Origin of the sequence: Butyricimonas hominis (assembly GCF_014287455.1) — a bacterium.
Classification (GTDB): domain Bacteria; phylum Bacteroidota; class Bacteroidia; order Bacteroidales; family Marinifilaceae; genus Butyricimonas; species Butyricimonas muris.
The window spans coordinates 516,546-530,998 of record NZ_JACOOH010000002.1 but is presented as its reverse complement, the minus strand read 5'-3'; the positions used below and the strand labels follow the sequence as shown (position 1 = coordinate 530,998).

Annotated in this window: 15 protein-coding genes and 1 other RNA gene; 3 read left to right on the top strand and 13 right to left on the bottom strand. The window is 49.7% G+C overall.

The window, feature by feature from the left end; all coding sequences use genetic code 11:
* Positions 1-75: 75 nt before the first annotated feature.
* From H8S64_RS05895 to H8S64_RS05855, 9 genes are all read right to left on the bottom strand, one after another.
* A complete protein-coding gene (locus tag H8S64_RS05895; protein WP_186975337.1) occupies positions 76-972 on the bottom strand; it encodes an outer membrane beta-barrel protein in 897 nt (298 codons plus the stop codon).
* A 57-nt stretch (positions 973-1,029) separates the two neighbouring features.
* Positions 1,030-1,944 (bottom strand): hypothetical protein, encoded by a 915-nt coding sequence (locus tag H8S64_RS05890; protein ID WP_186975336.1) that lies wholly within the window; start codon positions 1,942-1,944, stop codon positions 1,030-1,032.
* A gap of 12 nt (positions 1,945-1,956) precedes the next feature.
* Positions 1,957-2,442, bottom strand: a complete 486-nt coding sequence (locus H8S64_RS05885) for an RNA polymerase sigma factor (RefSeq protein WP_099292396.1) — start codon at positions 2,440-2,442, stop codon at positions 1,957-1,959.
* Complete coding sequence (locus H8S64_RS05880) at positions 2,435-3,601, bottom strand: hypothetical protein (protein WP_186975335.1); 1,167 nt, start codon at positions 3,599-3,601, stop codon at positions 2,435-2,437. The genes H8S64_RS05885 and H8S64_RS05880 overlap by 8 nt, the downstream gene beginning before the upstream one ends.
* A gap of 159 nt (positions 3,602-3,760) precedes the next feature.
* Positions 3,761-5,056, bottom strand: a complete 1,296-nt coding sequence (locus H8S64_RS05875; RefSeq protein ID WP_099292394.1) for a glucose-6-phosphate isomerase — start codon at positions 5,054-5,056, stop codon at positions 3,761-3,763.
* Between the two features lie 15 nt (positions 5,057-5,071).
* Positions 5,072-5,659, bottom strand: coding sequence for a bifunctional nuclease family protein (locus H8S64_RS05870; protein ID WP_099292393.1), 588 nt, complete (start codon positions 5,657-5,659; stop codon positions 5,072-5,074).
* 65 nt (positions 5,660-5,724) lie between these two features.
* Positions 5,725-6,933 (bottom strand): L-serine ammonia-lyase, encoded by a 1,209-nt coding sequence (locus tag H8S64_RS05865; RefSeq protein WP_099292392.1) that lies wholly within the window; start codon positions 6,931-6,933, stop codon positions 5,725-5,727.
* A gap of 124 nt (positions 6,934-7,057) precedes the next feature.
* Positions 7,058-7,405, bottom strand: an RNA gene (gene rnpB / locus H8S64_RS05860) — RNase P RNA component class A.
* A gap of 129 nt (positions 7,406-7,534) precedes the next feature.
* Complete coding sequence (locus H8S64_RS05855; RefSeq protein WP_099292391.1) at positions 7,535-8,125, bottom strand: YqgE/AlgH family protein; 591 nt, start codon at positions 8,123-8,125, stop codon at positions 7,535-7,537.
* Positions 8,126-8,197: 72 nt separating this feature from the next.
* On the opposite strand from H8S64_RS05855, the gene H8S64_RS05850 reads away from it, so the two are divergent.
* From H8S64_RS05850 to H8S64_RS05840, 3 genes are all read left to right on the top strand, one after another.
* Positions 8,198-8,773, top strand: coding sequence for a DUF4294 domain-containing protein (locus H8S64_RS05850; protein WP_186975334.1), 576 nt, complete (start codon positions 8,198-8,200; stop codon positions 8,771-8,773).
* A 180-nt stretch (positions 8,774-8,953) separates the two neighbouring features.
* A complete protein-coding gene (gene holA / locus H8S64_RS05845) occupies positions 8,954-9,964 on the top strand; it encodes a DNA polymerase III subunit delta (protein WP_186975333.1) in 1,011 nt (336 codons plus the stop codon).
* Between the two features lie 2 nt (positions 9,965-9,966).
* A complete protein-coding gene (locus tag H8S64_RS05840) occupies positions 9,967-10,506 on the top strand; it encodes a D-glycero-alpha-D-manno-heptose-1,7-bisphosphate 7-phosphatase (RefSeq protein WP_186975332.1) in 540 nt (179 codons plus the stop codon).
* On the opposite strand, the gene H8S64_RS05835 is transcribed toward H8S64_RS05840, so the two are convergent.
* The 4 genes from H8S64_RS05835 to H8S64_RS05820 form a co-directional block, all read right to left on the bottom strand.
* Positions 10,503-11,723 carry an alanine dehydrogenase gene (locus H8S64_RS05835; RefSeq protein ID WP_186975331.1) on the bottom strand — a complete coding sequence of 407 codons (1,221 nt, stop codon included), beginning with the start codon at positions 11,721-11,723 and terminating at the stop codon, positions 10,503-10,505. The two genes, H8S64_RS05840 and H8S64_RS05835, sit on opposite strands and share 4 nt — an antisense overlap.
* Before the next feature lie 26 nt (positions 11,724-11,749).
* Complete coding sequence (tsaE, locus tag H8S64_RS05830; RefSeq protein ID WP_099292386.1) at positions 11,750-12,163, bottom strand: tRNA (adenosine(37)-N6)-threonylcarbamoyltransferase complex ATPase subunit type 1 TsaE; 414 nt, start codon at positions 12,161-12,163, stop codon at positions 11,750-11,752.
* A 95-nt stretch (positions 12,164-12,258) separates the two neighbouring features.
* Positions 12,259-13,701 carry a flotillin family protein gene (locus tag H8S64_RS05825; protein WP_186975498.1) on the bottom strand — a complete coding sequence of 481 codons (1,443 nt, stop codon included), beginning with the start codon at positions 13,699-13,701 and terminating at the stop codon, positions 12,259-12,261.
* Positions 13,702-13,742: 41 nt separating this feature from the next.
* The gene (locus H8S64_RS05820) at positions 13,743-14,315 is read right to left on the bottom strand and encodes an NfeD family protein (RefSeq protein WP_186975330.1); all 573 of its coding nucleotides are present in this window, start codon (positions 14,313-14,315) and stop codon (positions 13,743-13,745) included.
* Positions 14,316-14,453: the final 138 nt, after the last annotated feature.

Here is a 14,453-nt window from a genome sequence, read left to right as displayed (position 1 = left end):
TTCTTGATTTATGATTGGAGTACTACTTCGCTTCGGCAATCCTTCAATCATAAATCGTAAATCATAAATCATAAATTAAAACGTGAACCCTACCCCGATCGTGTACGGGTGCAATTCAGGGGATTTGCTCTTTTTAAACATGTTGGTCAACGTGTAGTTTCCCCAGAGGCACACGCCGTGATACCCGACATGTACCGTCCAATCGGCTTTCAAGGGAATCATGCCGTAGCTGTCCGAGTTTTTCTTCCGGTGCTTGTCGCCGTTCTCGTCCTTGTACACGATTTTCGTCTTCGAGTGAAGCCGCACGCCGCCGACAACCCCGGTAGACAGGTAAGCTCTCCGGCGCACGGACGCGGGGAATTGCCATTCCACGAGAAGCGGTATCGTCATGTAGAGCGTCTTGAAAGTGCTTCTTTTTGTGTTGCCGATTCCCAGTTCGTCCAAGGGAAGAGGGCGCAGCATACCGTGTTCGTCTTTACGTATCGTGATATCCCGGTCGAAACAAAGCCGTTGATACTCGAACCCGATTCCCGTCACCACGCCGAGAGTCCGCCGCTCGTTCAACCCCATGCCGTGGGAGAAGAGATTGAACTGCATGGCGAACGAATTTCCCCAGTCCAATTCCATGAAATCGTCCCCCCCGTACTTGGAATAGTCCGTGTTGGCAAAATTCACGAACCCGAGATAGAAACCGCTCCAGTGTCCCCGGAAGAGGTGCCGTAGAGCACGTCGGTTCTCCTCCCTTACCGTTTTCAAGGGAACCTCGGAATAGCGCCTCGGTCTTCTCCCCGACTCTCTCACCGTGTTGTCCCAGATAATCATTTCCGATTCCCGGACGACGGTATCGACCTTTTCGCTTTTCTGCCGGATCGTGTCCACGCGCCAGTTGTCGCGGATAACGACAGTATCTCTCCGTGCCGACACGGGCAGCACGCACACCATAAACATTACATATACAACCACCTTTTTCATATTCTTTTTCTTTAGATTATTTTCTTTTATCACATGACGGTTGAACACCCCCGATTGTTACAGGCGATCTTCATCTTTTTCCTCCCTGTTCCTGAATCGGCTCACCACGTTTCTTCCCGCGTTGACGATCGAGCTGAGAATATTGTCCGAACTCTCGAGATCGGGAGCGATGACGCGGAGCGGGCGGGGACGCTGTTCCTTCACTTCCAGCCTTACCCGCACGCCCTCGTAGGGGGAAACCAGCATTTCATTCGGTCGCGGCGGCAGTATCTCGGCGTGAACGACGATGTTTTTCGCACTCTCGATCAAGTTGACGGGTTCCACCCGTTCCGTCGGCACGGTGGGCGTCGTGACGGGAACGATATCAACTCGCGGCTTATCCTCTTGCCGGGGTTCCATCTTCTCCGGTTCCGTCACCCGCGCGGGGAGTTCCGGCAAGGAAACCGGTTCGGTTCGCGCCGTAAGCCGCGGCAGGCTGTCCGAGGAAAATTCCCGCTCCCTCGTGATATACAAAACAAGTACCACTGCAAAAATGGCAACCGCGGCGACTCCCGCGTAACGCTTCATCCAGACGATCACCGCCGGGTAACGACGCGTCGCGTCTTTCCTCCCGAACACCTGCCCGCGGTCAGGTTGCACCCGTGTCGCACGGTACGCCGCCACTTCCCTCCCGAATTCATCCTCCCCCGCGTTATCGCGTACCCATTGCCGCTCTTCCTCGGTTATCACGCCTTCCGCCTCAGCTATGGCATGGTAGGCAAGTTCCCTCGCGGATGCGTGCCGCTTCAATTCTTCCTTTTTCCCGAACACATCCCGTTCCGGTTGCAGGCGCACGCCGTCCATCCCGTCCAACAACTCCTCCAGATCGGGATTCGCCAGCAGAAACGCCCGCAACTCCTCGCGGCACTCCCCCGGCAGCACACCGTCGAGGTAATCCATGAAATAAATCTCGTAATTCTCTCTCGTTATCATATCTTCTCCCGCTTAAACGACCACGTCCGGTCGACGGATAAACTCCTTCATAAATGCCCTCGCCCGAAAGATGTACACTTTCACTTGCGATTCGTTCAGTCCCGTGATCTCCGCTATCTCTTGATAGGAATACGCCTCGTAATCCCGCAGCAGAACGACGGTTTTCTGTACCGGCGGCAATTTCGCCAAAGCCGATTCCAGCACCTCCCGCAATCCCGTGTAAGCGGGCGAGGTGTCCTCCACCCGGTCGCCGACGGACTCGATGTCCCCGAACTTGTTCTCGCGCCGCAGGATATCGATCATCCGGTGATAGGACGTGCTGAAGAGGAAAGCCTTGGCTTTCCCGTAATCGACGCGGGCGACCTCCTCCCACAGTTTCAGGTAACTGTCCTGCACGATGTCTTCCGCCATTTCCCTCGACCTGCACATCTTGTGTATAAAACGATACACGTCATCGGAGAACGCATCCACCGCCCGGTTATATTCCACCCTATTCATTACCCTCCTCTTTTGCCGGCAAGGAAACCCGCTTCACGTCGCGCCAACGGACGTACCTCGCTGCGCCTTTCGCGTCGAACACGAGTATGCCGTCGTTGTCAAAGGTCACGTCGCGCTCTTCACCCAACACCAGCTCGCCGCCGTTGCCGAGTTGCAGCCACGTGTACTTGTGATTCTTCGGCTCTATAACCCGGATATTCCGGAAAGGAATACGATACGCCACGTTACCGTTCCGCCCGTCCAACAGCTCGAAATCCATCGCCTCGTCCAGATCGTACGCCAGCACGCCTTCCAGTACCTCGCCCCGTTTCAGCTCCACCGTGCCCCGTATCCGCCGGGGCGACATGAAATCGCTATACTTCAGCAGGTTTACCTGATTCAACGGGATGCTTTTGAACGTCTTGAAATCCGCCCATCCCACGACGACCTGCCCCACGGACGGCATATTCACCACGATTCCCCGGTTTCTCTCGTCCACGTCATTCTCGCCCCACAGGACGAACTCCCGTCCGCTGTTCAACACCACCTGACATGAATTTCCCGACGACGCGATGCTTCGTATATTCTTGAAAGCGATAGTGATACCGCTCGTTCCCGAACGCCCGTCCAACACGTGGGACAACGAATTTTCGTCCCTGTCCCATTGCACGATGCCCGTGTACCGCCCGTGAGGTGTTTCCACCGTACCCGTGATAGGCGTATCGGCGGGTTCCCTCGCCGTGTCGGGGGCCGCGCTAAAAACGATCTCGCTGATAAGATCCCACGCGATAGCGGTTTCCTTGTCCGCCTCTATCCTCAAGCTGCCCCTGTTGCCGGATGGCAACCAATCCTCCAGTTCGATGATATGCCCGTCGCGTATCTCCAACTCGATCCGGTTATCCCCGATCACGCGAATCCGCTTGATGTTCCCGAAGCGACAGGCAAACTGATGGGCGACAGGTACAACTTCGTTCACGTAATGGGTATAAGGATTTTCCGGCTTGGACGCGGAGAATATATCCGTCCAGTATAAATTCCTTCCCCAGTAAATATAACCGCTTACCGTCGTGTTCATCACGGTATGTATCTCCCCGTGAATCCGGTAATCCTTCGCCTGTGCCCGGGTTTCCGCCACCCCGGTACAAAATACGACGCACGCTATCAGTAACTTTTTCAACATACAGAATCTTGTTTATCGATATGACGAACAAGTATAGTGAAAAGTTACAAAATAATTGAAAGTTGAAAATGGAAAATTGAAAATGAAAAACTACCACCCCTAGCCCCTTCGGTGTAAGGAGGGGCTAGGGGTGGTAGTTTCTCAACTCGCCGAAGGTGATTACTTCCCGTACCCCGGTTTTCCCAGAAGCATGAACATATTATTCTTGTACGCTTCCACGCCCGGCTGGTCGAAGGTGTTCACGCCGAGGATGCCGCCGGATATGCCGCAAGCCAGCTCGTAGAAGTAGAACAGTTGTCCCAAGTAATATTCCGTCAATTCGGGTATCACAACACGGATATTAGGCACGCCCCCGTCCACGTGAGCCAGTTGGGTTCCTAGTTCCGCCATCTTGTTCACTTCGTCGATGCGTTTGCCCGCCAGATAGTTCAATTTATCCAAATCGTGGGCGTCACAAGGCACCAGCAACTGGTGTTTCGTCTTCTCGACAGAGAGCACCGTTTCAAACAAATCCCGGCGTCCTTCTTGAATATATTGTCCCATGGAATGCAGGTCTGTCGTGAAATCCACGCTAGCGGGGAATATGCCTTTGTGTTCTTTTCCCTCGCTTTCCCCGTACAACTGTTTCCACCATTCCGCCACGTAATGCAGTTTCGGGTTGAAGTTGACAGTGATCTCAATCGTGTACCCTTTCTCGTACAAAGCATTGCGCACGGCGGCATAGGTGGCGGACAGTTCAGCCCCGTTCTCTTTGCCGTACGTTCTCATGTCGGCGGCACCTTTCACCAACGCCCGGATATCATGCCCGGCAATGGCAACAGGCAGTAATCCCACGGGAGTCAGCACGGAGTAACGTCCCCCGACATTATCCGGGATAACAAACGTTTGGTATCCTTCCTTGTCCGCCAGAGCGCGCAAAGCCCCTTTCCGCTCGTCCGTGATCGCCACGATACGCTGACGGGAAACCTGCACCCCTTCCTGCCCGATTAATTGTTCTTTCAACAAACGGAAAGCAACTGCCGGCTCGGTGGTGGTTCCCGATTTGGATATGACGCATATCCCGAATTTCTTGTCTTTCAAAAACTCCTGCAACTCGTACAAGTAATCCTCGCTGACGTTATGCCCGGCAAAAACGACCTTTGTACCGGAGAAGGCGTCGAAACTGCCCGCCATCGACTCGATCACCGCCTTGGCACCTAAGTACGAGCCGCCGATGCCGACAATGACCACCACGTCCGTTTCTGCCCTCAGTCGCGCGGCACACGCCTCTATCCGATCCAGTTCTTCACTCGTGATCCGTGCCGGAAGATCCAACCATCCAAGAAATTCACTTCCTTTACACGTTCCGTTTTCCAAGCCTTTCAATGCCTGTGATGCTTTTTCCCTTCGCGCGGAGATCTCTTTCTCTCCCACGAACGGCAATACTTTCGAGTAGTCAAGTTTAACGCGATTCATTGTTTCTGTATTTTATTATTCGCCTTTTCGAGATTTCAACAAATCCCTGTACCGGGACGCATTCTCGTAATCTTCATTCTTTACGGCTTCTTCCAACAAACGTTGCAAATCTTCCTCTGTTAATTCCGATTCTTTCACTTTTGCTATCTCCGCCTGTACTTTTTCCAAGTGTTCTTTTATAATACTCGTGTCGGCTATAGGTATTGCCGTTTGGATAATCACCTCCCTCGTGATGTAAATCGGGCAATTGTAGCGCAACGCAAGGGCCACGGCATCCGAAGTCCTCGAATCTATCTTCAGTATCTCCTCCCCGCGACGGAAACGCAATTCCGAATAAAAGATACCCGCTTCCCAGTGATAAATAGAAACTTCTTCCAAGGTAGCTCCCAGACTATCTGCCAGATTCTTTACCAGATCATGCGTGAGGGGGCGTTGCGAATCGAGGTGTTCCAACTGTATGGCGATCGACTGCGCCTCTGCTATCCCGATAATAATGGGAATACGGAAGGCGTCGTGTTCTTCCGCGAGTACTAACGCGTATGCCCCCGTGGTCGACATACTCTGGTATGACAGCCCGAAAACTTTTAATCTGATTCTATCCATAAAACCTGTATCATTTTAGATTCTTGATCTACGAGTTTAAACCCGGCATGGTTTCCCCCGCGAAATCACTTCTTCAACGGCGCCCTGTATATACGTGCCAATCCTCCAAGGCTTGTTTCCCTGTATTTTGCCTGCATGTCGCAGCCCGTTTGCATCATCGTTTCGACAACGTCGTCAAACGACACTTTGTGCCGCCCGTCGGAGAACAACGAGTAAATGGCACACTCCCGCGCTTTCTGGGAAATGAACGCGTTACGCTCGATACAAGGGATTTGCACGTAACCGCCTACCGGGTCACAGGTCAATCCCAAGTTATGCTCGAATCCCATTTCAGCCGCGTACTCTATCTGCATCGGGGAACCGCCGAGAATCTGGGCGGCGGCACCTGCCGCCATCGCGCAAGCCGTTCCCAGTTCGCCTTGACACCCTACTTCCGCACCGGAAATAGAACCGTTGGTCTTCACGATGTTACCGATCAACCCGGCTGTTGCCAATCCTTTTATGATTCGTTTGTCACTTATGTTCTGGTCATGTTTCAAGAAATACAGCACGGACGGAACCACTCCCGCGGAACCGCAAGTGGGAGCCGTCACGATCTTGCCCCCGGCAGCGTTCTCCTCCGCCACTGCCAAAGCCGCAGCAAACACCATTCCCATGTGGCGCAAGGTTCCCGCGGATTGTTGAGCCCGCACGTGATACGAGCAAGCCTTGCGGGCTAACCGCAAATTGCCGGGCAACACGCCCTCATTCTCCAACCCGTTGTGGATACTGTCCACCATTACCCGCCACACTTCCTCGAGGTAATCGAATATTTCCTGTCCCTCGTGCAATTCCACGTATTCCACGAAAGAACGCCCCTCGGACTTGCACCAATCCAAGATATCGGTCATCTTCGTGTCCGGGTATATGTCGTCCGAGTTGAAAGTCCCCTGTTCATCCCATAAGGCTCCGCCCCCGACACTATATACCTCCCAACGATCCGCAACCTCCCCGTTGTTCAACGCCTCGAACAGCATCCCGTTCGGATGATGCGGCAAGGACTTATCGGATTCCCACACGATTTCCGTGTCGTCGGGACGATCTATCATTTTCTGAATTGCCACGTCCGTACCATGCCCCACGCCCGTGAGAGCCAAGCTGCCGAATAAAGTCACCCGATAACGCTCCGCGTCGGGATTTCTCTCCTTGAAGAAAAGTGCCGCACGTCCCGGTCCCATTGTATGGCTGGATGAAGGTCCATACCCTATTCTAAATATTTCTCTGATTGATTTCACGTCCTCTATTTTAATTTCTTGATTTATGATTTCTTGATTTATGACTTATGATTTAACCGAAATGCCTATGCTCTTTTAATCGTAAATCGTAATTCATAAATCGTAAATTAATAAGTTTTAAATAAAAAAAGGCAGTTCTATAAGCCGGGTTCTGTACCTTTCGGTTTCTATCATTTATCTACTCCGCGAATCACTTCGCGGCTCTAGCGACCTACCCCCCGGCATCGATCGGGCAAACCTTAATTGCCGGTATACATGGTCTTGCAACTCGTGAGGCGTACGGCTATCCCGGTCACCCGGGATACCGGTGGGCTCTTACCCCACCTTTTCACCCTTGTTCCGCGAACGGAACGGTTGTTTTCTGTTACACTACTGTATCCTTTCGAATACCTTCCCGTTAGGAAGCACGATGCCCTTCGTTGCCCGGACTTTCCTCTCTCCCTCGCGGGACAGCGATAGAACGAACTGCCTTTTTATATTTATGATTTATGATTTTAGATTTATGATTCCCCCGCTCGTGCTCTCCCTCTCGAAAAATCTAACCATCAAACCTTTTTTATTTTCAATTTTCAATTTTCAATTTTCAATTCTCCATTTTCAATTAGTTAAGAATCGGGTCTTCCGGGAAATTCGCCCACAATTTGTGCTTGCCACCCAAAGAACTCATGACCTGTTCCCATAGTCCGCTATTCGGAACGGTAAACAACACGTCCGCGGAAATCGTACCCACCATCCACGAGTTTTCTTTCAGTTCATTGTCTAATTGCGTTTCCGTCCAGCCGCTATAACCGGCAAAGAAACGAATTTCCTCTTGCAATATCTTTCCGGCTTGTAACATCTCCGTCACTGCCTTAAAATCTCCGCCCCAGTATATCCCGTCCGCTATCCGTACCGAATCGGGGATATCGTTTCTCCGGTGAATGTAATACAATTGGTTACGTTCTACCGGTCCCCCGATATACACCGGGAAATACACCCCGTCCAATTCCTTCACCAATTCGGACGCCGTGTAAGGTAACGGCTTGTTCAAAACAAACCCCACGCTTCCCGAATCATCATGCTCCACTATATAGACCACGGAACGGTTAAAATACTTCCCCTCCAGAAAAGGTTCGGCAATCAATACCTTTCCAACTTCAACACGGTCATTATTATGACGTATCTGAAACAGATCCTGAAATTCCTTTTCCACTAGTTTTCGTTTTTACAAGTCAAATATATCACTAAATTTGTATCAATAAAGCGTTAATGCAAAGATAAAAAAATGTACAAAACATTCATCATATTACTCCTATCTTTATTTATTAACACCTTCGCGAAGGCACAAAGTATCGTACCCTCCATCGTTATCGGCAGGGATACGTTGCCTCATGTCACTCTGGATGAGGTCAATGTGTTCGCGAAAAGGATCAACGCACGCAAATACGCCCGCCAGCAAAAACGCAATCATCGACTGGTACACAACGTCCGCAAGGCTCTCCCTTACGCAAAAATAGCCGCCGCAAAGATTAACGAGATTGAAGCACTGCTCGCGCAAGCGCACTCGAAACGGGAAAAAGAGCGAATTATCAAAGAAGAATACAAGCAACTCATGAAGACATTCAAAAAACCTCTCATGAGCCTGACCGTCACGCAAGGGAAAATACTCGTGCGTCTGATCTACCGGGAAACAAATAACTCTTCGTTTCATCATATCAAGGAATACAAGGGAAGCGTGAACGCCTATTTCTGGCAATCTCTTGCCCTCCTCTTCGGCAATAACCTCAAAGCCGATTACGAACCGGAAGGAAGGGACAAGGAGATAGAGGAGGTGGTACGACAGATAGAAAAGGGTTTGTAAAGTTTATAAAGTTCATAAGGTTTATAAAGTTTGTAAAGTCTATAAGGTCACGGGAGGCTTTCGGACAAGATTTATCGGCAGCTATGCTACCGTGGACAAAGTGCCTCGCAAGAGTACATGAACCTTATAAACTTTATAAACCTTACAAACTTTATAAACTAAAATAGTATCTTTGCCTTTATGAAATACGAAGAGATTATTGCGGATATAAAGAAAGGGAAATATTTCCCAATTTACTTTTTATCAGGCGAAGAGCCCTATTTCTTGGATGAAATAGCGAATAAAATAGAGAAGAGTGCGCTCACGGAAGATGAAAAGGCGTTCAACCAAACTATTTTATACGGGAATGACGTATCCATGACCGCCGTGACCGATACTGCCCGACGTTTCCCGATGATGGCACAAAGACAAGTCGTTATCGTAAAGGAAGCCCAGAATATCCGGGATTTCGAGAATCTGCTTCCTTATGTCGACCATTTCCAACCGACCACGATACTGGTATTTTTATATAAAAACAAAAAGCCGGACAAACGCAAAGGGGTGTTCAAGAAATTGGCTTCTTCTCCCAACTGTGTCTATTTTGACTCGGCAAAACTTTACGACAACAAGATTCCCGACTGGATCGTGTCATATTGCAAAGAGAAGAAATGCATGATCTCCCCGAAAGCTGCGAATATATTGGCGGATAGTCTGGGCAATGACCTTAGCAAAGTAGCGAATGAACTGGATAAACTCATGCTGCTACTTCCCGGCGGCGGAGAGATCAAGGAAAACCTTGTCGAAGAACACACGGGTATCAGCAAAGAGTTCAACACGTTCGAACTCACCGCAGCTATCGTTGCCATGGATCACCTGAAAGCCAACCGTATCGTGAACTACTTCGAGGCAAACCCCAAGAACAATCCCTTGATTCTCACGATCACCATGCTGTTCCGCTATTTTCTGAACCTGCTCACGTACCATTACCAGAAGAAGAGTACTCCAAGCCCACAGGAAATGGCAAAGATTCTGGGAATAAACCCCTACTTCATGAAAGATTACACGGAAGGCGCCAAAAGATACAACGCCATGAAATGTGCCAACATTATATCATGGCTAAGAGAATATGACCTCAAATCCAAAGGTGTCGGTAACGCTAACATCTCCGACGGTCAATTATTAAGAGAATTGATATTCAAAATAATGCATTGAGAATGGAAAAGATTACAACCCTGCAACCCGCCAAAGGCGAACATAAATCACGGGCCATATTCCTAGACCGAGACGGTACGATAAACTCCGATGAAGGTCACTATTACATTTATAAAAAAGAAGATTTCGTTTTCAACCCCGGTGTCATAGACGGCATCCGCCGATTGAACGAAGCGGGTTATCTGGTTATCGTAGTAACCAACCAAGGCGGCGTGGCCAAAGGAGAATATACCATTGAAGACGTCGAGGCGGTACACGCCTACATGTGCGCAGAACTTAAAAAGCACGGGGCACGTATCGACAAAATATACTATTGCCATCACCATGACAGCGTGGCTCCCTGCTCCTGCCGAAAACCCGCCCCCGGCATGATCGAGCAAGCCATACGGGAATTTGATATCGACAAATCCGCTTCCCTGTTGATCGGCGATGGCGGACGGGATATCGAAGCCGCGGAAGCTGCCGGAATACGAGGTATCAAGATCAAGAAAAACAGTGATTTAACCCCCGTAATCGATCATATTTTAAAAGAATCACTCTAAAATGCCGCCAGCAACAGATCTATATCTCTGGAAACCAAACCGTATTTATCGGCAATAATCTTTTTGGTCAGTACACCGTTATATATATATACCCCGTGTCGTAACCCGGCATCACTCTTGATAGCGGGATTGAATCCCCCACCGCGGGCAATCTTCTCGAATAGCGGGATAAACAAGTTACTGTAAGCGATAGATGCCGTCCGAGCAACCCGTGAAGGCACGTTCGGCACACAATAATGAATCACGCCGTTGTACATGTACGTGGGATTATCGTGAGTCGTGGGACCGGAAGTTTCTATACATCCGCCATGTTCGATGGACATATCCACGATCACTGCCCCCTGTTTCATCAACTTTACCTGTTCCTCGGAAACCGTGATTCCCAAATCATCGTCAAAGAAACGCAAAGCCCCAATCAACACGTCGGCAGACAATAATGCCCGTTCCAACACCGGTGTATGGAACACGGAGGTGTACACCCGTTGTCCCAAGCAATGATTCAGACGTCGCAACCTATCCAGAGAATGATCGAACACTTTCACCTCCGCCCCCAGAGCCAAAGCCGTCCGAGCAGCGTACTCGCCAAGAGTTCCGGCTCCAAGAATAACCACCTCGGCAGGCGTCACCCCGGTAATCCCTCCCAACAGGATACCTTTCCCCTCGCGGGAATTACTTAGGTACTCGCTGGCAATCATGATCGCCGAGTTTCCCGAAATCTCGCTCATCATCTCCACCACCGGATAAGTCCCGTTCTCCCCTTTCAATATATCAAAACCGATAGCGGTAACTTTCTTCTGCATCATCTCCACGATAGCTTCTTTCCGTAACTCGAACAGTTCTATCGGGGACAGAATCACCTGACGGTCACGCATCACCTCCACATCCTCTTGCATCACGGGTGTCGGTTTCAAAATAACATCAGACGTGTAAACCTCCTCGCAGGTATCTACCATTTGCGCCCCGGCATCCGCGTAGTCCCTGTCATGATAATGCGCCTGCTCCCCCGCACCCCGCTGGATAAGAATAGAATGCCCGAAGTCTACCAAGACTCCTACGGCTTCGGGTGTCAGGCAAATCCGGTTCTCCCGACGCCCCGTTTCATCCGGCAACCCGATAGTCATTCGCTTATGACGGCGTTCCCCGAAGACTTCCTTCTCTTGGTACAAAAACCATTCCCTGTTTATCTGCGCACCTAACATTTTACCCGAATTATCCATGCGATTCTGATTTAGTATTTATAATTTTAATCTATCGTCAATTCTCTCCGCCCGTCTTCCAATTCGGTAAAACGGCAAATTAACGTGTTCTCCGGCAATAACGATTCAATCATCTCCGGCCACTCGATAAAACAACGGTTCCCGCTATAAAAATACTCCTCGTACCCGAAATCCATCGCCTCCTCCACGTTCTTCACCCGATAGAAGTCAAAATGGAAAACCGAATCCCCCCGTGCCGTCAGATACTCGTTCACGATAGCGAAAGTGGGTGAATTTACATCATCCTCTATCCCAAGCTGCTCGGCAACAGCCTTCACGAAAGTCGTTTTTCCCACTCCCATGGGACCGTATAATGCATATATCGTGTCTTTTCCGGTAAATTCCAGAAATTCCTTTGCCACTCTCTTCAAGTCGTCCACGCCGTCAATTATCCAACGCATAATCTATTTTATTTAAAAGTACATTATCTTTGTGATATACTTCTGTAAAGTATACCACAAAGATAATATTAGTTAACGAAAAACGAAGCTAAAAGTTAGCTTTCACTTGAAACATCTTCCTGTGGCTTCTCTTCAACTTTCACGTCTCCCGTCGGAGTCCCTTTCAAATAAGTGGGTAAATTCAATCCCGCCATGTTAAATAAATCGTTTAACGGGGGCACGGATTTCATCATTCCGGAGATAAAATTAGCGGTGGAAGTATTACCGTTTCCGGCATTATTCCCGTCCCAAACGGTAACCTTGTCAATCTTGATATTCTTAACCGCTTCCACTTGCGTTTTCACGAGTTCCGGCAACTTATCGGTAATCAACATCATCACCGCCTTGTCCGGATCGCCGGCAGCGGCTTTCACGATCCGGGCGTATCCCTCGGCTTGCTTGGTCAATACCTCGTATATACCCCGTGCCTCGGCGTCCATCTTGGCAAAGATGGCGTCAGCCTCCCCTTTTGCCAACCTGCGCAAACGTTCGGCTTCTGCCTCGGCGTCGATAATCGCTTTCTCCTTGTCAATCTGCGCGGGAACCACGATATTGGCGGCTTGCGTAGCTTTCTCCCGTTCGGCACGGGCAATCTCGGCTTCCTTCTCAGCCTTGTAAGCCTCTTCCAAGGCTCTGGCGGCTTGCACTTTCTCGGCGGCAATCGCCTTACGAGCAGCCTCTGCCTCCCGTTCCCGGCGGATAGCATCCGAATCCGCTATCAAAATCTTGGCATTATTCTCTCCATCCACGGCAGTGGCGTTAGCTTCCGCCGTCCGGATACGGGTATCCCGCACGGTTTCCGCGATACGTATATCTTTATCCCGGTCTGCCTCGGCTTTACCGATCTCACCGAAACGATTCTGCTCCGCCACGCTCTTCTTGGCATCATTGATAGCCTTCGCCGCCGCTTCTTTTCCGAGAGCCTCAATATAACCCGATTCGTCGCGAATATCCGTCACGTTCACGTTTATCAGTTTCAAACCGATCTTACGCAACTCCGCCTCGACGTTGGCACTCACGTTAGCCAGAAACTTGTCCCGGTCGGAATTGATCTCCTCGATATCCATGGTGGCAATCACCAGACGCAATTGACCGAAAAGAATATCTTTCGCCAAATCCTGAATATTCTCCAACCGTTGCCCCAGCAAACGTTCGGCAGCGTTCGTCATACTGTCCGATTCGGTAGAAATACCCACGGTGAACCGACACGGTACATCCACACGGATATTTTGTTTACTCAACGCGTTTGTCAAATTGCACTCGATAGAAATAGGCGTCAAGTCCAGAAAAGCGTAACTCTGGAACACCGGCCATATAAATGCCGCACCACCATGAATACAACGGGCCGAACTCACACCTCCCGCCGCATTTTTCCCGGTCTTACCGTACACGACCAATACCTTGTCCGACGGACAACGTTTGTAACGGGACAATATTGCCGCAAACGTCACGAACAAGACCGCCGCTATCGCGACGATCAAATACAAACTACCTTCCATAGATTCCATATTATAGCTGTTAAATAATTAAATAGTATTCTTTAAAAACGCTCCACCAACAAGGTGCTGTCATTCACCACCTCCACCACTTTAATCGGGGCTCCCGTTTCCAACTCCTCACCCAGAGTAATAGCATCAAATTCCCGGATAGCCCCTTGAACGGAGATTTGCACTTTGCCTTCTCCCCGCTTTTCTGCCGGAATCTTTAAATACACGTTTCCCTTGCACCCGACAGCATTTGCCATCTGAATCGTTCCACTCTGCTCCATCTTGCTCATAAACCGGAAAATTGCCATCACGGCCATAACCAGCAATACCCCGATCACGGCAGCCAAAAGAATCAACAAAAACTGATTCTCTATCGCTCCTTGAAAAGAGATGATCGACCAACCGAATCCCAACAGGAAATTAATAAAATTACGGAACGTGAATAATTGAAAAGGTCCGTCCCCGTCACCCGACGAATCGACATCCAAATCAACATCCATCCCCCCGTCGGCATCCATTCCCACGAAAGTCATTATGGTCTGTATAACAAATACCAAACTGGCAAACAACGTGATACACCACACCGACTGCATAAATAAACCTAAAGCATTCCACCATTCTTCCATGACAATAATTTTAAATTACATTACATACATTCCTTAATATCCTCACGCACGCACAACTAGACAAATATAAACATTTTTACAAGCATTCCAATAAAATCAGTCCATAAAGTCCGAAGAAGTCGCATGCTCGTACACGGG